This window comes from Xanthomonas sp. NCPPB 1068 (genome assembly GCF_041479385.2).
In the GTDB taxonomy this organism is placed as follows: domain Bacteria; phylum Pseudomonadota; class Gammaproteobacteria; order Xanthomonadales; family Xanthomonadaceae; genus Xanthomonas; species Xanthomonas cannabis.
In genome coordinates this window covers 424,872-442,403 of record NZ_CM192986.1, presented here as the reverse complement: position 1 = coordinate 442,403, position 17,532 = coordinate 424,872, and the positions used below count along the sequence as shown (strand labels likewise).

Annotated in this window: 16 protein-coding genes and 1 other RNA gene; 8 read left to right on the top strand and 9 right to left on the bottom strand. The window is 67.6% G+C overall.

Going from position 1 to position 17,532, the window contains the following annotated elements; all coding sequences use genetic code 11:
• The 6 genes from ACCQ12_RS01945 to ACCQ12_RS01920 form a co-directional block, all read right to left on the bottom strand.
• Complete coding sequence (locus tag ACCQ12_RS01945) at positions 1-1,353, bottom strand: 3-carboxy-cis,cis-muconate cycloisomerase (protein WP_372382808.1); 1,353 nt, start codon at positions 1,351-1,353, stop codon at positions 1-3.
• Positions 1,354-1,641: 288 nt separating this feature from the next.
• Entirely contained in the window at positions 1,642-2,205 is a 564-nt protein-coding gene (gene pcaG / locus ACCQ12_RS01940; RefSeq protein WP_372382807.1) for a protocatechuate 3,4-dioxygenase subunit alpha, read from the bottom strand.
• A gap of 4 nt (positions 2,206-2,209) precedes the next feature.
• A complete protein-coding gene (gene pcaH, locus ACCQ12_RS01935) occupies positions 2,210-2,941 on the bottom strand; it encodes a protocatechuate 3,4-dioxygenase subunit beta (RefSeq protein ID WP_104579356.1) in 732 nt (243 codons plus the stop codon).
• An 83-nt stretch (positions 2,942-3,024) separates the two neighbouring features.
• Entirely contained in the window at positions 3,025-4,233 is a 1,209-nt protein-coding gene (pcaF, locus tag ACCQ12_RS01930) for a 3-oxoadipyl-CoA thiolase (protein WP_104579357.1), read from the bottom strand.
• Positions 4,230-5,018, bottom strand: a complete 789-nt coding sequence (locus ACCQ12_RS01925; RefSeq protein ID WP_104579358.1) for a CoA-transferase subunit beta — start codon at positions 5,016-5,018, stop codon at positions 4,230-4,232. Before ACCQ12_RS01925 ends, pcaF begins: the two co-directional genes overlap by 4 nt.
• Positions 5,015-5,878: a CoA transferase subunit A gene (locus ACCQ12_RS01920; RefSeq protein WP_372382806.1), complete on the bottom strand. Its 864-nt coding sequence runs from the start codon at positions 5,876-5,878 to the stop codon at positions 5,015-5,017. The genes ACCQ12_RS01925 and ACCQ12_RS01920 overlap by 4 nt, the downstream gene beginning before the upstream one ends.
• Positions 5,879-6,133: 255 nt before the next feature.
• On the opposite strand from ACCQ12_RS01920, the gene ACCQ12_RS01915 reads away from it, so the two are divergent.
• The 7 genes from ACCQ12_RS01915 (at position 6,134) to glpK (ending at position 14,362) form a co-directional block, all read left to right on the top strand.
• Entirely contained in the window at positions 6,134-7,210 is a 1,077-nt protein-coding gene (locus ACCQ12_RS01915) for an aromatic ring-hydroxylating dioxygenase subunit alpha (protein WP_039408740.1), read from the top strand.
• 22 nt (positions 7,211-7,232) lie between these two features.
• The gene (locus tag ACCQ12_RS01910; protein ID WP_372362018.1) at positions 7,233-8,036 is read left to right on the top strand and encodes a GntR family transcriptional regulator; all 804 of its coding nucleotides are present in this window, start codon (positions 7,233-7,235) and stop codon (positions 8,034-8,036) included.
• A complete protein-coding gene (locus tag ACCQ12_RS01905; protein ID WP_166743604.1) occupies positions 8,029-9,012 on the top strand; it encodes a PDR/VanB family oxidoreductase in 984 nt (327 codons plus the stop codon). Before ACCQ12_RS01910 ends, ACCQ12_RS01905 begins: the two co-directional genes overlap by 8 nt.
• A gap of 154 nt (positions 9,013-9,166) precedes the next feature.
• Positions 9,167-9,994, top strand: coding sequence for a DeoR/GlpR family DNA-binding transcription regulator (locus ACCQ12_RS01900; RefSeq protein ID WP_184374587.1), 828 nt, complete (start codon positions 9,167-9,169; stop codon positions 9,992-9,994).
• 223 nt (positions 9,995-10,217) lie between these two features.
• Positions 10,218-11,732, top strand: a complete 1,515-nt coding sequence (gene glpD / locus ACCQ12_RS01895; RefSeq protein ID WP_047695514.1) for a glycerol-3-phosphate dehydrogenase — start codon at positions 10,218-10,220, stop codon at positions 11,730-11,732.
• A gap of 176 nt (positions 11,733-11,908) precedes the next feature.
• Positions 11,909-12,730 carry an MIP/aquaporin family protein gene (locus ACCQ12_RS01890; RefSeq protein WP_123137549.1) on the top strand — a complete coding sequence of 274 codons (822 nt, stop codon included), beginning with the start codon at positions 11,909-11,911 and terminating at the stop codon, positions 12,728-12,730.
• A 132-nt stretch (positions 12,731-12,862) separates the two neighbouring features.
• Positions 12,863-14,362: a glycerol kinase GlpK gene (gene glpK / locus ACCQ12_RS01885; protein WP_104579363.1), complete on the top strand. Its 1,500-nt coding sequence runs from the start codon at positions 12,863-12,865 to the stop codon at positions 14,360-14,362.
• 116 nt (positions 14,363-14,478) lie between these two features.
• Here the strand turns inward: glpK and ACCQ12_RS01880 are convergent.
• The 3 genes from ACCQ12_RS01880 to pobA all read right to left on the bottom strand — a co-directional run bounded on the left by ACCQ12_RS01880 (position 14,479) and on the right by pobA (position 16,531).
• A non-coding RNA gene (locus tag ACCQ12_RS01880) (sX9 sRNA) lies at positions 14,479-14,554 on the bottom strand.
• 61 nt (positions 14,555-14,615) lie between these two features.
• Positions 14,616-15,131: a nuclear transport factor 2 family protein gene (locus tag ACCQ12_RS01875; protein ID WP_039408763.1), complete on the bottom strand. Its 516-nt coding sequence runs from the start codon at positions 15,129-15,131 to the stop codon at positions 14,616-14,618.
• A gap of 212 nt (positions 15,132-15,343) precedes the next feature.
• Entirely contained in the window at positions 15,344-16,531 is a 1,188-nt protein-coding gene (gene pobA, locus ACCQ12_RS01870; protein WP_372382805.1) for a 4-hydroxybenzoate 3-monooxygenase, read from the bottom strand.
• Between the two features lie 96 nt (positions 16,532-16,627).
• Here pobA and ACCQ12_RS01865 point away from each other — a divergent pair, with 96 nt between their 5' ends.
• Complete coding sequence (locus ACCQ12_RS01865; RefSeq protein WP_372382804.1) at positions 16,628-17,524, top strand: helix-turn-helix domain-containing protein; 897 nt, start codon at positions 16,628-16,630, stop codon at positions 17,522-17,524.
• Positions 17,525-17,532 lie beyond the last annotated feature (8 nt).

Below are 17,532 nucleotides of genomic sequence, written 5' to 3'. Positions count from 1 at the left end.
TCAGCGGGAAGAAGAACCGGCCAGCACGCGATCGATCCAGACAGAGGACATGCCGCGCCAGCTGTCGCTATCGAACACCGCCTGCAGTTGCGCGTGCGTGAGCACCGCGCTCACCTGTGCGTCCTCGCCCAGCACCTCGCGCAGATGCCGCTGCTGCGCCTGCGCGCGCGCCACCGCCTGTTCGACCAGCGCGTGGGCCTGCGGCTTGCCCAGCTGCGGGGCCAGCGCGAACACCGCCGCCTCGGCGTAGAGCACGCCGCCATGGCTGTCCAGATGCGCCCGCATGCGCGCGCGGTCCAGCTCCAGGTCGCGCAGGCAGGCCTGCATCTGCGCCAGGCTGCCGGCGGTGAGGCAGACGATCTGCGGCACGGTGTCCCATTCGGCATGCCATTGCCCGGCCGCACGCTCGTGCGGCTGCGCCATCGCGCTGAACAAGGTGGCCACCAGCCCGGGCACGCGCGTGGCGGCGGCCACCGCTGCCACGCTGGAGACCGGGTTGCGCTTGTGCGGCATCGCCGACGAGCCCCCCTTGCCGGCAGCAGACGGCTCGAAGGCTTCGCCGACTTCCGACTGCATCAGCAGCACCACATCGCCACCGATCTTGCCCAGCGTGCCGGCCAGCAGGGCGAACGCGCAGCCGACCTCGACGATGCGGTCGCGCGCGGTGTGCCATGGCAAGGCCGGCAGCGGCAGCGCCAGCGTGGCGGCCAGCGCCTGCGCCACGTCCAGCCCGCGCTGCTGCAGCGAGGCCAGGGTGCCGGCGGCGCCGCCGAACTGCAGCACCAGCGCATCGTCCTGCAATGCCTGCAGGCGTTGCTGCGCGCGCTGCAGCGCATCCAGCCAGCCGGCCACCTTGAGCCCGAAGGTCACCGGCACCGCCTGCTGCAACAAGGTGCGCCCGGGCAGGCCGGTGTCGCGCTCACGGGCAGCCAGTGCAGCCAGGTCGCCACACAGGCCCTGCAGGCGCGGCAGCAGCAGATCGAGCGCGGCGCGCAGTTGCAACACCATGCCGGTATCGATGACGTCCTGGCTGGTGGCGCCCCAGTGCACCCAGCGCGCGGCGGCGGCATCCTGCGTGGCGACGCGCGCGGTCAACGCCTTGACCAATGGAATGGCGGGGTTGCCCGCCAGCGCGGTGGCCTGCGCCAGGGTGGCGATGTCGTAGTGCTGCACATCGCAGGCGGCTGCGATGGACGCGGCCGCGTCGGCAGGAATCACACCGCACTGCGCCTGCGCGCGCGCAAGCGCGGACTCGAAGTGGAGCATGGCCTGCACGCGCGCCGCATCATTGAACAAGGCATCGCACGCCGGCTCGCCAAACAAGGATCCCAACAGCAACGACGTCGCGCTCATGCATTGCCTCTCTTGGCGTGACGGCAGCATGGCACCGAAGCAGGGGGGTGCCAACTAGACGTTAGGGCAATGCGAGCCGCGCCGCAGCCGGTAGCGACACCGGTGATGCAGCGCGCCGCTGTGTTGATGCGCGCGCCGCCGGGCGCTTCTGCGCGTGCTGGCGAAGGCGGTGCACGCAAGTGACGACGTGCATGCCGTTCACGCAGGCACCGTGCTGGGCAAGCACCACCCGGCGAACCGCAGGCATCCCGCCATCGCACCGACGACATCGCGCAGGCAGCGGGCGCGTCAGTAACGGAAGAACACGGTTTCCGCATCGCCCTGCATATGGATGTCCCAGGCGTAGGCACCGCCGCCGCGCGGCTGGGCCAGCAGGCTGGCACGCCGTTGCGCCGGCACCAGGGCCAGGATGGGATCAGTACCCAGCTGCGGGTCATCGGCGAAGTACAACCGTGTCGAGGCGCCACGCAGCAAGCCGCGCATGAACACCAGCACGGTCAGGTGCGCGGCCTGCTGGCGGCCATCCGGCCCGGCCACGGCGCCCGGCTTGATGGTGGTGAATGCAAAACGCCCCTGCGCATCGGTGGGCACGCGACCCCAACCGTCGAAGCCGGGGTCGTGCGCCGCATGACGGGCATCGGCGGCATGCGCGTAGATGCCGGCGGCATCGGCTTGCCACAGCTCCAGCACCGCGTCGGCGACTGGAACGCCGGCGCCATCGAAGACGCCGCCGCTGATCTGCACGGGCGTGCCGGCGACGTGCCCCGGTGCAAGCTGGTCGCGATACAGCGGCTCCAGCCCGAGCCGGTAGTACGGGCCCACGGTTTGCGACGGGGTGGCGTGCAGGCTCATCGGCTTACTCCCAGACCGTTTGTTTGCGACCGCGCAGCACGATGTCGAAACGGTAGGCCAGCGCGTATTCGCTGATGGCGTTTTCCCAGTCGAAACGGGACACCATGCGCTCGCGTGCCTGCGCATCGTCGACGCAGTTGTAGATGGGGTCGTGCGCCAGCAGCGGGTCGCCGGGAAAATACATCTGGGTGATCAGGCGCTGCCCGATGCCGTCGCCATGCAACGAAAAATGGATATGCGCCGGCCGCCAGGCGTTGTAGTGGTTGCGCCACGGATACGCGCCCGGCTTGATGGTCTTGAACGCATAGCGGCCGTGATCGTCGGTCAGCACCTGGCCGGTACCGCGGAAGTTGGGGTCCAGCGGCGCGTCGTGGCGATCGCCTTCGTGCTGGTAGCGGCCGGCGGCATTGCATTGCCAGACTTCCACCACGCTGTTGCGCACCGGCTTGCCGTTTTCGTCCAGGACGCGGCCGGACACGATGATGCGCTCGCCCAGCGGCTGGCCATCGAATCCTGCGGTGAGATCGGCGGCATGCTCTCCCAGGGTGAGGCGGTCCATGCGCGGGCCGGTGACTTCCGACAGCGTGGCCGGAATCTCGATCGCTGCCTGCAGCGGGCCACGCAGGGCCGTGGAGGCATAGGCCGGATGCAGGTAGGCCGGCTGGGTGCCCGGACGGGTGCGGCGGTAGCCGAGCAGCGGATCGGCGGGTGGCGTCTCAAGGGTGGCATCGCGCATCGTGAGATCTCCGTCGGCCGCGGTGCGGCGCGTTCAAGCGGTGTGGGTGTGCGGTGGTGGCGCGGTCGGTTGCCATCGAAGGCCTAGAGACGCTCGATGGCCAGGGCAACGCCCTGCCCCACCCCGATGCACATGCTGGCCAGGCCGAGCCGCCCGTTGCTGGCCTCCAGCTGCCGCAGCAGGGTAAGCGCCAGCCGCGCGCCGCTCATGCCGAGCGGATGGCCCAGGGCGATGGCGCCGCCATTGGCGTTGACCCGGGCCGCATCGTCGTCCAGCCCGAATGCCCGCGTGCAGGCCAGTGCCTGCGCAGCGAAGGCTTCGTTGAACTCGATCGCATCGAAGTGGTCGATCTGCAGGTTCAGGCGGGCGAGCAGGCGCTGGGTGGCCGGCACCGGGCCGATGCCCATGTACGCCGGCTCCACGCCTGCCGACGCAAAGCCCAGCACGCGGGCGCGCGGGGTCAGCCGATGGGTCTGCACGGCCTGTGCGGAGGCCAGCAGCAAGGCGGCCGCACCATCGTTGATGCCCGAGGCATTGCCGGCAGTCACGCTGCCGGGCTGGCGGAACACCGGCTTGAGCTTGGCCAGCATCTCGGCGGTGGTGTTCGGCCGCGGCGCTTCGTCGTATTCGACGGTGCTGGCCTCGCCGCCCTTGCGCGCAGCCACCGGCACCGAGGTGATCTCGCCATCGAAGAACCCGGCCGCCTGCGCCGCCGCCGCGCGTTGCTGGCTGCGCAGGGCGAAGGCGTCCTGGTCCGCGCGTGCGATGGCATAGCGTTGCGCCACGTTTTCGGCGGTTTCGCCCATCAGCTCGGTGCCGTAGGCCGCCTGCAGGCGCGGGTTGATGAAGCGCCAGCCCATGGTGGTGTCTTCCAGCTGCTGGGTGCGCGCAAACGCGCTTTCGGCCTTGCCCATGACCCAGGGCGCACGCGACATCGATTCGACCCCCCCGGCAATGGCCAGGCCCAGCTCCTGCGCGCGGATGCCGCGTGCCGCGGTGCCGACCGCCTCCAGCCCCGAGCCGCACAGCCGATTGAGGGTGCAGCCCGGCACCGAACTCGGCAGCCCCGCCAGCAACAGGCTCATGCGCGCGACATTGCGGTTGTCTTCGCCGGCCTGATTGGCGCAGCCCAGGTAGACATCGTCGATGGCGGCCGGGTCCAGCTGCGGCTGGCGCGCCAGCAACGCGGCGATCGGCACCGCGCCCAGGTCGTCGGCACGCACGCTGGACAGCGCACCGCCGTAGCGGCCGATCGGCGTGCGGATGCCATCGATCAGATAGACCTCGCTCATGCGTCGGCTCCGGCCGATTGGGTGCCATGCGCGGCGTCGGTGCGTGCCTGCAGCGCGCGCAATGCCTGCAGTTCGTCTGCGCTGGGCGAGCTGGTCTGCACCAGATCGGCGGCAAAGCGGATCGGCCAGCCGGTGGCGGCGCTGACCTGCTCGGGCGCGATGCCAGGGTGCAACGAGGTGACGGTGAGCTCGCGGGTCACCGGATCGGGCTCCATCACGCACAGGTCGGTGACGACCACGGTGGGGCCGGCGCCGGGCAGGCCGGCACGGGCGCGTGCATCGCCACCGTCCAGATGCCCGACCGTGGTGATGAAATCCAGCGCCGCCACGAAGCTGCGCCTGGATTGCCGCATGATGATGAACACCTGCCTGGCACTGGCCGCGATCTCCGGCGCACCGCCGGCGCCGGGCAAGCGCGTCCTGGGGGCGGCGTAATCGCCGATCACCGTGGTGTTGAGGTTGGCGTGGCGGTCGATCTGCGCCGCGCCCAGAAAGCCCACGTCCACGCGGCCGCCCTGCAACCAGTAGCGAAAGATCTCCGGTGTGGACACCACGGTGTCGGCGGTCTCGGCCAGCTCGCCGTCGCCGATCGACAGCGGCAGCACATCCGGGCGGGCGCCGATGGGGCCGGATTCGTAGATCAGGGTGACATCCGGCGCATGCGTGAGCCGGGCCAGATTGGCCGCGGTGGACGGCAGGCCGATGCCGACGAAACACACCGCCCCATCCGGCAGGCGGCGCGCAGCCGCCACGGTCATCATCTCGTTGGTGCTGTAGTCGCTCATGCGGCCACCTGTTGCTGCGCGTGCGCATACACACGCTGGAAGGCGGTGAAGTCCTCGGTATCGAGAATGTGGGTCTGGATCCAGGCCTGGAAGCGGACACGGTCGCGTGCGATCGCGTCCCAGCCCAGATAGAACCGGTTGTCGCGCGCGTAATAGCCGTGCGCGTAGGACGGCGCCGCGCCGCCGGGTACGTGGCAGACCGCGTCCACCACCCAGCGCGGCAGGATGCAGGCATTGGGCGGCGCCTCCAGGGTGTCGACGATCTCTTCCACCGTCACGATCACCTTGCGCGCGGCCAGCGCGGCTTCCTTCTGCACGCCCAGGATGCCCCACAGCAGCACGTTGCCGCGGCGGTCGGCCTGCTGGGCATGGATCACGGTGACATCCGGGTTCACTGCCGGGGTCGCGGCCAGCGTTTCGCCGGTATACGGGCATTGCAGGAACTTGATGCTGTCGTTGACGCGCGGCAGGTCCGAGCCCACGTACCCGCGCAGCACCGCAAACGGCAGCCCCGAGGCGCCGGCGACGTACGCGTTGGCCATGTCGGCATGGCTGTGCTCGCGCAGGTGCAACGGCTGCGGCCAGGCATGCTCGACCGCATCGCGCAGCCGGTGCAGCGAACCCACGCCTGGATTGCCACCCCAGGAAAACCGCAACGCCGATGCGCAGCCTGCGCCGATCAGCTGGTCGTAGATCAGGTCCGGCGTCATGCGCACCAAACGCAGGTCGCGCTTGCGCTGGCGGATCACCTCGTGCCCAGCCGCGTGCGGGATCAGGTGGGTGAAGCCTTCCATCGCCACGCAGTCGCCATCGGCGATCAGCTGCGACACCGCATGGTTCAGCGAAACGATTTCGACCATGGCACGACCCCGGGCTGCGAACGTGCTGCCACGGTAGAGCCGGCCAGAGGGCGGGGTCAATGCGATTATCGATGAATTAATTCGATAATCGCACGTTTTCGATGGGCCTGTAACGCGCCCACATTGTCTCCGGTGTATACATAACTTCGCTCGCAAGCGGACGCCAGCGTCGCAATGGGCGTCCACTGGTCGCCGGCCGGCGCGTCGGCGCCGATTCGTATCCCAGGTTGTATACAAACCCCAGGAGTCACGGTCATGTCCCAGTCCAAGCCGCTGTTTCCCCTCAACGCGTGGTACGCCGTCGCCTGGGACCACGAAATCAAGCACGCCCTGAGCCCGCGCAAGGTCTGCAACCTGGAGGTGGTGCTCTATCGCAGCACCGCCGGGGCGGTGATCGCGCTCGAAGACGCGTGCTGGCATCGCCTGGTACCGCTGTCGATGGGCAAGCTGCGCGGCGATGACGTGGTGTGCGGGTATCACGGCCTGGTCTACAACACCCAGGGCCGCTGCGTGCACATGCCGTCGCAGGAAACCATCAACCCGTCGGCCTGCGTCCGCAGTTTTCCGGTGGCCGAGAAGCACCGCTACGTGTGGATCTGGCCGGGCGACCCGGCCAAGGCCGACACCGCGTTGATTCCCGACCTGCACTGGGCGCATGACCCGGCCTGGGCCGGCGATGGCCGCACCATCTACGCCAAGTGCGATTACCGGCTGGTGCTGGACAACCTGATGGACCTGACCCACGAGACCTTCGTGCACGGCTCCAGCATCGGCCAGGACGAAATCGCTGAAGCGCCGTTCGATGTGGTGCACGGCGACCGCTCGGTGGTGGTGTCGCGCTGGATGCACAACATCGACCCGCCACCGTTCTGGGCCAGCCAGATCGCCCGCCACCTGGATTACCACGGCAAGGTCGATCGCTGGCAGATCATCCGTTTCGAAGCACCCGGCACCATCGCCATCGATGTCGGCGTGGCCATCGCCGGCACAGGCGCACCGGAAGGCGACCGCAGCCAGGGCGTCAACGGCTACGTGCTCAACACCATCACCCCCGAGACCGACACCACCTGCCACTACTTCTGGGCGTTCATGCGCAACTATGCGCTGCACGATCAGTCGTTGACCACGCTGACCCGCGCCGGTGTCACCGGTGTGTTCGGCGAAGACGAGGCGGTGCTGGAAGCGCAGCAACGCGCGATCGACGCGCACCCGGATCACACCTTCTACAACCTCAACGTGGATGCCGGCGGCATGTGGGCGCGGCGGGTGATCGACCGCCTGATCGCACAGGAGCAGCGCGCGCAGGATTTGTCGCTGCGCATGGTGGGCTGAGCGCATTGCGCAGGAGACCACCATGCCACCGACCACGCCCTTCCATAGCAGTGCCGCGCAGACCACGCGCGCGCTGCTGTCGCTGCGCGAACTGATACTCGACGGCACCCTGCCCGCGGGGACGCGGCTGTCCGAGCTGGCCGTGGTGCAACGGCTGGGCATGTCGCGTACTCCGGTGCGCGCGGCCTTGCAGCGCCTGTGCGAAGAAGGCCTGGCCAACGCCCTGCCGGGCGGCGGCTATGCGGTACAGGCCTTCAGCGAGCGCGACGTGCACGACGCCATCGAACTGCGCGGCACGCTCGAAGGCCTGGCCGCGCGGATCGCCGCCGAGCGCGGCGTGCCCGCGACGCAACTGGCCCAGGCGCGCACCTTGCTGGCGCAGATCGACGCCATCATCGGTGCGCCGCTGGAGACCGTCGACTTCAGCGCGTATGTGGAGGCCAATGCGCAGTTCCATGCGCTGTTGATCGCCATGGCCGGCAGCGACGTGCTCGAACGCGCCCTGACCCGCGTGGTGCAGCTGCCGTTCGCCTCGCCCAACGGGCTGGTCATGGCGCAGACCAGCGATGCCGATGCACGCCTCATCCTCACCCTGGCGCAGGACCAGCATCGCGAAGTGATTGCCGCCATCGAGCACCGTCAGGGCGGCCGCGCCGAGGCGCTGATGCGCGAGCACGCACGCCTGGCGCACCGCAATCTGCGCCACATCCTGCAAACCCCTGCCGCGGTCAGCCAGGTGCGCGGTGGCGCCCTGATCGGCCGTGCCCATGCCTCCAACGCCGGCACCGCCCGGCCTGGCCTTCTGCCCGGAGTACCCCATGCGTAAAGACACCCAGTGGCACCGCGCCCACGTCGTCAGCATTGCCGATGCCTGCGAGGGCGTGCGCGAAATCGTGCTCGATCCAGGCCCGGCCGCGCGCAGTTTCGAGGTGGGCAGTCATGTGGATTTCCGCGTGCATCTGCAGGGGCGCAACGATGTGCGCTCGTATTCGCTGGTGGGCGAGCCGCGCAAGGATGGGTACTACCGCATCGCGGTGCGGCAGATGCCCGACAGCCGCGGCGGCTCGCGGCACATGTGGACGCTGCAGCCCGGCGATGTAGTGGAGATGTCGCCCCCCAGCAACAACTTCGCGCTGGACGAGCTGGGCGAGGAGATCCTGTTGATCGCCGGCGGGATCGGCATCACGCCCATCCTGGGCATGGCGCAGCGGCTGGCGCAGCGGCACCAGGCGTTCCGCCTGCTCTACGTCGGCCGCTCGCGCCGCGCCATGGCGTATGTGGACGAGCTGGAAACACAGCTCGGTGAGCGCCTGCAACTGCACTGCGACGACAGCGCCGGTCCGCCCGATCTTGCCGCCGAGCTGGCGCGGCTCTCGCCCAATGCCGAGGTCTATGTGTGCGGGCCGCTGGGCATGCTGGAGGCGGTACGCCAGCACTGGCACGCCGCCGGCCGGCCACGCGCGCGGCTGCACTTCGAGACCTTCGGCAACAGCGGCCGGGTGCCGGCGCAGGCGTTCGTGGTCAAGCTGCCCGGGCTGGGACTGGAAGTGCCGGTGGCCGAAAACGAATCCATGCTCGATGCGCTGGCCGATGCCGGCGTGGAGCTCATTGCCGAATGCCGCCGCGGCGAATGTGGCCTGTGCGCGGTGGACGTGCTCGACAGCGCGGCCGACATCGACCACCGCGACGTGTTCTTCAGCGACGAACAACGCCGCGAAAACCGCAAGCTCTGCGCCTGCGTGTCGCGCGCGGTGGGCGGCAGCATCAGCATCGATACCGGCTACCGCGGCGAGCTGGGCTGAGCACGCCCGCCAGCGTGCACCGCGCCGGCATGCGGCGCGTGTGGCGGTGGCATGCGCGCGTCCGTGCGGGAGCAGACAGGCCCGCACGGCTGCATGACTGGCCGTGTCGCGCTGCGCACCGCCGCGCCGCCGTCGTGCTTGCATCCTCACGCGCATGCGCGATCATCTGCGCATGGAGTCGACTCACTACAGGACTGTCCCGGCGCCGGCCTTGAACCCGCGCCAGGAGCAATTGGTGGCATTGGTGCGGCAGCAGGGCTTTGCGGACGTCGAAGGGCTGGCAACGCGCTTTGAAGTCACGCCGCAGACCATCCGCCGCGATCTGACCTTGCTGTGCGATGCCGGCGTGCTGCGCCGGTATCACGGTGGCGTCAGCATGCCTTCGAGCGTGGAGAACCTGGCCTACACCGCGCGCAAGGCGCTGCAGGCGCGCGAAAAGCAGCACATCGCCGCGCAGGTGGCGCGCTTCATTCCCGACGATGCCTCGCTGTTCATCAACCTCGGCACCACCAACGAGGAAGTGGCGCGCGCGTTGCTGCAGCATCGCGGCCTGCGCGTGATCACCAACAACCTCAACGTGGCGGTGATGCTCAGCGCCAATCCCAGTTTCGAGGTGATCGTGGCCGGCGGCGTGGTGCGCGGACGCGACCAGGGCGTGACCGGCGAGGCCACGGTGGAGCTGATCCGCCAGTTCAAGGTGGATTTCGGGGTGATCGGCATTTCCGGCATCGACCTTGACGGCACCCTGCTGGATTTCGATTACCAGGAAGTACGCGTGGCCCAGGCCATCATCGAGCACTCGCGGCAGGTATTGCTGGCGGCCGACCACAGCAAGTTCGGCCGCAATGCGATGGTGCGGCTGGGCGCGATCGCCCAGGTGCACGACTGGTTCACCGACCGACCGCCGCCGCAGGAGCTGGCCGCGGTGCTGGCCGAGGCCGGCACCCGCGTGCATCTGGCGGACGCGTCCGAGCCCGGCTGAACCGGATGTTCGTTTGTGTACATTCTTGAACTTCCGACCTGGGTGCAGGTCGCTGGCGATAGCCGCGAGTAATCGCAAACCTGGTTTTCGATAGTTTATCAACGCAGTTACCCATCACCTGCGCGCCTTTCGGCTCTTCACGCTCCCGCAAGGTGTGATGTTCGAATATGTTCGAACATGACAACTTGGGTTCGCTCAGCGGCGAATCCGGACGGAGGCACCGATGGGCGAGACGTACGATCTTCTGGTGGTAGGCGGTGGCATCAATGGGGTCGGCATTGCCCGTGATGCGGCCGGCCGCGGCCTGTCGGTGTGCCTGTGCGAACAGGACGATCTGGCCGCGCATACCAGCAGCGCCAGCACCAAGCTCATCCACGGCGGCCTGCGATACCTGGAACAGTACGAGTTCGCGCTGGTCGGCAAGGCGCTGGCCGAGCGCGAGGTGCTGCTGCGGCTGGCCCCGCACATCATCTGGCCGCTGCGCTTCCTGTTGCCGCACCAACCGCATCTGCGCCCGGCCTGGATGATCCGTGCCGGCCTGTTCCTGTACGACCACCTGGGCGGCAGCAAGCGCAGCCTGCCGCGCTCGCGCCGACTCTCCTTGCGCACGCATCCGGTTGGCGCGCCGCTGCAGGAATCCTTGCGCACCGGCTTCGTGTATTCCGATGCCTGGGTGCAGGACGCACGGCTGGTGGTGCTCAATGCGATGGATGCCGCCAGGCGCGGCGCCAGGATCCATACCCGCACCCGCTGTGTCGGTGCCTGGCGCGATGCCGGCTTCTGGTACGCCGAACTCGAAGACCGCCAGGGCCGCCGCCGCACCGTGCAGGCGCGCGCGCTGGCCAATGCCGCCGGCCCGTGGGCGGTGTCGTTCCTGGACAAGGTCGCCGCGGTGCCGCACCAGCACGCGCTGCGTCTGGTCAAGGGCAGCCACATCGTGGTGCCCAAGTTGTTCGATCACGACCACGCGTACATCTTTCAGCAACCGGACCGTCGCATCGTGTTTGCCATTCCGTACGAACACGACTTCACCCTGATCGGCACCACCGATGTCGATTACGAGGCAGATCCGGCCGCGCCGAAGATCGATGCGGCCGAAGTGCAGTACCTGTGCGATGCGGTGAACCTGTACTTCCAGCAGCAGATCAGCCCCGCCGATGTGGTGTGGAACTACAGCGGCGTGCGCCCGCTGCTGGACGACGCCGAAGACAACGCCGCCGAAGTGACCCGCGACTATCAACTTGAAGTGGTCAACGACGGTGCGCCGTTGCTCAACGTGTTCGGCGGCAAGCTCACCACCTACCGCAAGCTCGCTGAAGAAGCGGTCGACCGGCTCACCCATGCGCTGGGCGCGCGCAAGCCGGCATGGACTGCACGCGGCGAAGCCTTGCCCGGCGGTGAGCAGCGCGACATCGCCAGCCTGCTGGAGCGCATGCGCAACGCGCGGCCCTGGTTGCCGGCGGCCACCGCGCAGCGGCTGGTGCGCAACTACGGCACCTGTGCAGACCAGCTGTTGGGCGATGCGCAGGACCTGGCCGGTCTGGGCACGCACTTCGGCGCGGACCTGTACCAGGCCGAGGTGGATTACCTGCAGCAGCACGAATGGGCACTGACCGCCGACGATATCCTGTGGCGGCGCAGCAAACTCGGCCTGCGCATCGATGCGGCCGGCCGCCAGCGGCTGGAAGACTATCTGCAGACGCACGCACTGCAGCAGCGCGACGTCGCAACCGTCTGAACACACGCGTTGCCGGCGAGGACGGGTCGTCCGGCAACGTATCCTGGCGCATTGCCGGCATCACCCCGAGCCACGTGGAGGGCACCCCTGATGAGCACCACCCGATTCCCCGGCGCGCCAGCGCGCGCGTCGCAGCACCCTGCCCGCAGCCGTGACCAGCATCCGGGACTGCCCGCATGAACCGTCAGCTCGTGGGTGAGTTGATCTCCGAAGCGGTGGCGATGTTCATCATCATCGCGCTGGGCGATTCGGTCGCGGCGATGTATGTGCTCTACGACCCCAGCCCGTATCAGAACGCCTATTGGGGCGTGTGCATCGCCTGGGGCCTTGCGGTGACGCTGGCCATCTATGTCACCGGTTCGGTGTCCGGCACCCATGCCAACCCGGCGGTGACCCTGGCGCTGGCGTTGTTCCGAGATTTCTCCTGGAAGAAGGTCGTGCCGTACTGGATCGCCCAGGTCATCGGTGCGTTCCTGGGTGCGGCCATCGTCTACCAGCTGTACGGGCCGGTGATCGACCATTACAACCAGGTGCAGCAACTCACCCGCGAAGCCGGCGGTGCGGCCGGGGTGTTCTTCACCGCACCCGGTCTGGCGGTCACGCCGATGCATGCGCTGGTCGACCAGATCATCATCACCGCGTTCCTGATCTTCGGCATCTTCGCCATTACCGAGCGCTTCAACGAAGCCGCGCCGGGCGCCAATTCCGGAGCGTTGATGATCGGCCTGCTGGTGGCAACGCTGGGCGCATCGATGGGCTATCTGGAAGCGTGGGCGATGAACCCGGCGCGCGATTTCGGCCCACGCCTGTTCGCGTATTTCGCCGGATGGGGCGAGGCGGCGTTGCCGGCCAAGGACAATTACTGGTGGATCCCCATCGTGGGGCCGCTCATCGGCGGGCCGATCGGCGCACTGGCGTATCAGTGGCTGATCCTGCCCTTCCTGCCGGCGCGCGTGCGCCATCTGCAGGGCGAGCCAGCCCCGCACGACCCGCGCTGATCACGGCACGCCGGCCCTGCGGCCCCAACGACCTGCGTGCAGCGGCGGATCGACGCGCGGCTGCGCAGCTCGCCGGGCCGCACCAACCACTCTCGCCGTGCGCAACCGCCGGCACCGTTTGAGGAAACCCTGATGGAAAAGCAGTACGTCCTTGCGATCGATCAAGGCACCACCAGCTCGCGCGCGATGTTGTTCGATCGCCAGGGCAAGGTGGCCGGCGTGGCGCAGCGCGAGTTCGGCCAGATCTTCCCGCAGCCGGGCTGGGTGGAACACAACCCGCGCGAGATCATGACCAGCGTCTACACCACCATCACCGAGCTGCTCAACAACGCGCAGATCGACGCGCGCTCGATTGCCGGGATTGGCATCACCAATCAGCGCGAAACCGCGGTGGTGTGGGACAAGGCCACCGGCCAGCCGATCTACAACGCCATCGTGTGGCAGTCGCGGCAGACCAAGGACATCTGCACCCAGCTCAAGGAAGCCGGGCACGAGCAGATGGTGCGCGACAAGACCGGCCTGCTGATCGATGCGTATTTTTCCGGCACCAAGGTCAAGTGGATCCTCGACCATGTCGAAGGTGCGCGCGAGCGCGCCCGCAACGGCGAGCTGGCCTTCGGCACCATCGACAGCTGGCTGATCTGGAACCTTACCGGCGGCAAGGTACACGTCACCGATTACACCAACGCCTCGCGCACCATGATGTTCAATATCCACACGCTGGAATGGGATGCCGAGCTGCTGGCGATGCTCGACGTGCCGAAGGAAATGCTGCCGGAGGTGCGCTCGTCCAGCGAAGTCTACGGCATGACCCAGACCCAGTATTTCTACGGCGAACAGGTGCCCATCGCCGGCATTGCAGGCGACCAGCAGGCCGCGTTGTTCGGCCAGGCGTGTTTCGAACCGGGCATGGCGAAGAACACCTATGGCACCGGCTGTTTCATGCTGATGAACACCGGCGACAAGGCGGTGGCGTCCAAGGCCGGCCTGTTGACCACCATCGCCTGGGGCGTCGACGGCAAGGTCGAATACGCATTGGAAGGGGCCATCTTCGTCGCCGGCTCGGTGGTGCAGTGGCTGCGCGACGGCCTGCGCATGCTGGGCAAGGCCAGTGACTCGCAGGCCTATGCCGAACGCGCCGGCGACAACGATGGCGTCTACATCGTGCCGGCATTCGTGGGCCTGGGCGCGCCGTACTGGCGCAGCGACATTCGCGGTGCGGTGTTCGGCCTGACCCGAGGCACCAGCAAGGAACACTTCGTGCGTGCGGCGGTCGAATCGATGGCCTACCAGACCCGCGACGTGCTCACCGCGATGCAGAGCGACTCAGGCATCGAACTGAAGGAGCTGCGCGCCGACGGTGGCGCCATCGCCAACGACTTCATGGCGCAGTTCCAGAGCGACATCCTCAACGTGCCGGTGCTGCGGCCGGAAGTGGCCGAAACCACGGCACTGGGTGCGGCGTATCTGGCGGGGCTTGCGACCGGGTTCTGGAGCAGCCGCGAAGAGATCGCCAAGCAGTGGGCGGTGGATCGTCGCTTCGAGCCGGCGATGGCCGAGGACAAGCGCGAACAGTTGTATGCCGGCTGGCAGCAGGCAGTGGAAGCGACGATGGGTTTCCGTATTAGCTGAGTGATTCAACCGCGCAGACGCTGCCTGCGTTTACCCGACGCGCAGGTCATGCATGTCTGAAACGCAGATCGCCGGCCTGCAGCCTGCAGGCCGGCGATCAGGCACCGACTTAGAGCCGCTAACAACACGTAGCGAGCGGTCGTCAGGTAGTTGCGGACGGCGCGGGGGAACCGCAGTGTACGAGTGGTACATGGGGATTCCGAGCACCGACCGCGCCCGCCTGGCGGCCGCGCAGTGGTTTTGCTAGCTGCTCTTACTGGCCGCCGGTATTGGCGCGGCCGGCGATGGTATCCGGGTCCCAATGTTCCTTGATCAGGCCCTTCTCGATCCGGAACATGTCGAACCAGGTGGTGGTGTAGGTCTTGCTCGGATCACGCGGATCCGGCAGCGTGCGCACCGACACCAGCGTCACCAGATCGCCATCGGCGGTGATGGCCACCAGCGGCAACTGCACCCGCTCCTGCACCGGGCTCTTGGGAACGAACGCGGTCAGGAACCTGATGAACGCATCGCGCCCGTTGGCCACATTCGGGTTGTGCTGGATGTAGTTCTTGTCCATGTAAAACGGGGCGTAATCCACCTGGCCGGCTTCGAACACGATGCGCCAGAAATCGTAGACCAGGCGCTTGTTGGCAGTTTCCAGCCAGTTGGAACCGATCAGCATCTTCTGGTGGTTGGTGTTTTCGGTCACCGCGGTCTGCGCAAACGCCGCCATCGGCGCAACCAGCATGATCAGTAACAAAGCACGAGAAAACAGGGTCTTTTTCATGGGGATCTCCTCGGGTGGAAGGGGCCTTGCGCGTGCGGGGGACTCGGCATACGGCGCACGATTGGATTTGACGCGTGCGTGCTCGGACAGCGACCGCCACGCGTCCAGGCCACCCTACCGAGCAGGTCCGTTACCGCGCTAGCCACCCGAAAGTGCACCAGGACACTTCTGCAATTGCTGGTAATCAAAGAATTACCTTCAGGGTTGCGGTGTCAGGCGCTGACCGGATCGACCAGTGGCAGCCCGGCGTAGTTTTCTGCAATGGTCGTGCGCCCTGCCGCGCTGCCGAGCAGATAGTCCAGCTCGGCGGTGCGGATGCGTGCGGTGAAGGCGTCTTCATCGTCGAAGGTATGCAGCAGCGTGGTCATCCACCAGGAAAAGCGCTCGGCCTTCCACACCCGCTGCAATGCCAGCGCCGAATACTGCTGCAATACACCGGCATCGCCGGAGGCCTTCCAGCGCGCGAACAGCTGCGCAAGCAGGCCGACATCGGCCAATGCCAGATTCAGTCCCTTGGCGCCGGTCGGCGGCACGATATGCGCCGCATCGCCGGCCAGGAACAGGCGGCCGTATTGCATCGGTTCGGCCACGAAACTGCGCAGCGGCGCAATGCTCTTCTCGATCGACGGGCCGGTGACCAGGCGCGTGGCCAACGCGTCCGGCAGACGTGCGCGCAATGCATCCCAGAATGCCTGGTCGCTCCAGGCGTCCACGCGCGCGTCGGCCGGCACCTGCACGTAGTAGCGGCTGCGCGTGGGCGAGCGCATCGAACACAAGGCAAACCCCAGCCGGTGCCGCGCATAGATCAGCTCATCGTGCACCGGCGGCGTGTCGGCCAGCACGCCCAGCCAGCCGAAGGGATACACGCGCTCGAACACGCGCAGGCGCTCGGCGGGAATGCTGGCGCGACTGACGCCATGAAATCCATCGCAGCCGACGATGTAGTCGCAGTCCACCTGCAGGCGGGTACCGTGATGCATGAATTCCACGCGCGGCGCAGGGCTGTCCAGCGCGTGCAGGCTGACCTGGTCTGCGTTGTAGTAGGTGGGCGTACCGCTGCGCTGACGTGCCTGCATCAGATCGGCGGTCACCTCTGTCTGGCCATACACGGTGACCGCGCGACCACAGCTGTGCAGCAGATCGATGCGTTCGCGCCGGCCGTCCAGCGACAGCTCGAAGCCATGATGCGGCAAGCCTTCGCGTTGCACGCGCTCGCCCACGCCAGCGTATTGCAGCAAGTCCACGCTGCCCTGCTCCAGCACGCCGGCACGGATACGCCCCAGCACGTGGTCGGGCGCCTGCCGTTCGACGATGAGCGTATCGATACCGGCGCGCAGCAGCAGCTGGCCCAGCAACAGGCCGGACGGGCCGGCACCGATAATCGCAACCTGCGTCCGCATGGGGCGCTCCTGTTCTCAATGACTTGGCCGGCAGTGTCGGTAGCCAAACGCGGCCATTGAAGGGATGATTACGCGCAGTGCTTGGACTTTTCGACGATGCCCACACGCGCGCGCCAGACCGATGCATCCACTGCTGTGCCCGCGTTCGGCCTGTATGGCGAACGGCACGCGCACGCGCCGGAACTGCTGCATTGGGAATCGATCGCCGCACGCAGTCGGCTGCATGACTGGCATATCAGCCCGCACCGGCACCAGGACCTGGCGCAGCTGCTCTACGTGCAACGCGGGCCCGCGACGTTGCAGCTGGATGGACGAACACAGCGCTTGCGTGGCGCCAGCGTGGTGTGGCTGCCGCCGCTCTGCGTCCACGGCTTTGCGTTCGACCCGCGCGTGCGTGGTCACATCATCACCCTGTGCATGCCACTGGTGCGCAACGCACTGGGCGCAGCACCGCTGCTGCAACCGGGCCTGGCGGCGCCGGCCGTACTGCAGGCAGCCCAGGCGCGGCGCCTGCTCGATGCCTTGTTCGCCAGCATCGCCGACGACCACGCGCATCAGCGCCCGGGGCACGAAGCGGCGCTACAGGCGGCGGCTACCCACCTGGTGATCTGGACCGCACGTACCGCGCTGCAGGGCCTGCACGCGGCTGCGGAAACTGCAGCGCAGGGCGACCCTGGCTTGCGCCATCTGCGCGCCTACCAGGCCTTGATCGACCAGCATTACCGCGCACATTGGCCGATCTTCCGCTACGCCGATCAGCTGGGACTGACGCCGGGGCATCTCACGGCGTTGTGCCGCCGGTTGGCCAATGCCTCGGCGCTGGAGCTGCTGCAGCGCAGGGTCATGCTGGAAGCGCGCCGCAGCCTGCGCTACACCAGCCTGAGCGTGCAGCAGATCGCCGCAGCGCTTGGATTTTTCGACGCTGCCTACTTCAGCCGCTATTTCGCACGGCACGCGGGATGCTCACCCACGCAGTTTCGCGCGAGCGCGTAAGCGCGCAG

Coding starts and splice junctions, on each gene's coding strand:
- ACCQ12_RS01945 (WP_372382808.1), bottom strand. CDS start 1,353: ATGAGCGCGACGTCGTTGCTGTTGGGATCCTTGTTTGGCGAGCCGGCG.
- pcaG (WP_372382807.1), bottom strand. CDS start 2,205: ATGAGCCTGCACGCCACCCCGTCGCAAACCGTGGGCCCGTACTACCGG.
- pcaH (WP_104579356.1), bottom strand. CDS start 2,941: ATGCGCGATGCCACCCTTGAGACGCCACCCGCCGATCCGCTGCTCGGC.
- pcaF (WP_104579357.1), bottom strand. CDS start 4,233: ATGAGCGAGGTCTATCTGATCGATGGCATCCGCACGCCGATCGGCCGC.
- ACCQ12_RS01925 (WP_104579358.1), bottom strand. CDS start 5,018: ATGAGCGACTACAGCACCAACGAGATGATGACCGTGGCGGCTGCGCGC.
- ACCQ12_RS01920 (WP_372382806.1), bottom strand. CDS start 5,878: ATGGTCGAAATCGTTTCGCTGAACCATGCGGTGTCGCAGCTGATCGCC.
- ACCQ12_RS01915 (WP_039408740.1), top strand. CDS start 6,134: ATGTCCCAGTCCAAGCCGCTGTTTCCCCTCAACGCGTGGTACGCCGTC.
- ACCQ12_RS01910 (WP_372362018.1), top strand. CDS start 7,233: ATGCCACCGACCACGCCCTTCCATAGCAGTGCCGCGCAGACCACGCGC.
- ACCQ12_RS01905 (WP_166743604.1), top strand. CDS start 8,029: ATGCGTAAAGACACCCAGTGGCACCGCGCCCACGTCGTCAGCATTGCC.
- ACCQ12_RS01900 (WP_184374587.1), top strand. CDS start 9,167: ATGCGCGATCATCTGCGCATGGAGTCGACTCACTACAGGACTGTCCCG.
- glpD (WP_047695514.1), top strand. CDS start 10,218: ATGGGCGAGACGTACGATCTTCTGGTGGTAGGCGGTGGCATCAATGGG.
- ACCQ12_RS01890 (WP_123137549.1), top strand. CDS start 11,909: ATGAACCGTCAGCTCGTGGGTGAGTTGATCTCCGAAGCGGTGGCGATG.
- glpK (WP_104579363.1), top strand. CDS start 12,863: ATGGAAAAGCAGTACGTCCTTGCGATCGATCAAGGCACCACCAGCTCG.
- ACCQ12_RS01875 (WP_039408763.1), bottom strand. CDS start 15,131: ATGAAAAAGACCCTGTTTTCTCGTGCTTTGTTACTGATCATGCTGGTT.
- pobA (WP_372382805.1), bottom strand. CDS start 16,531: ATGCGGACGCAGGTTGCGATTATCGGTGCCGGCCCGTCCGGCCTGTTG.
- ACCQ12_RS01865 (WP_372382804.1), top strand. CDS start 16,628: ATGCCCACACGCGCGCGCCAGACCGATGCATCCACTGCTGTGCCCGCG.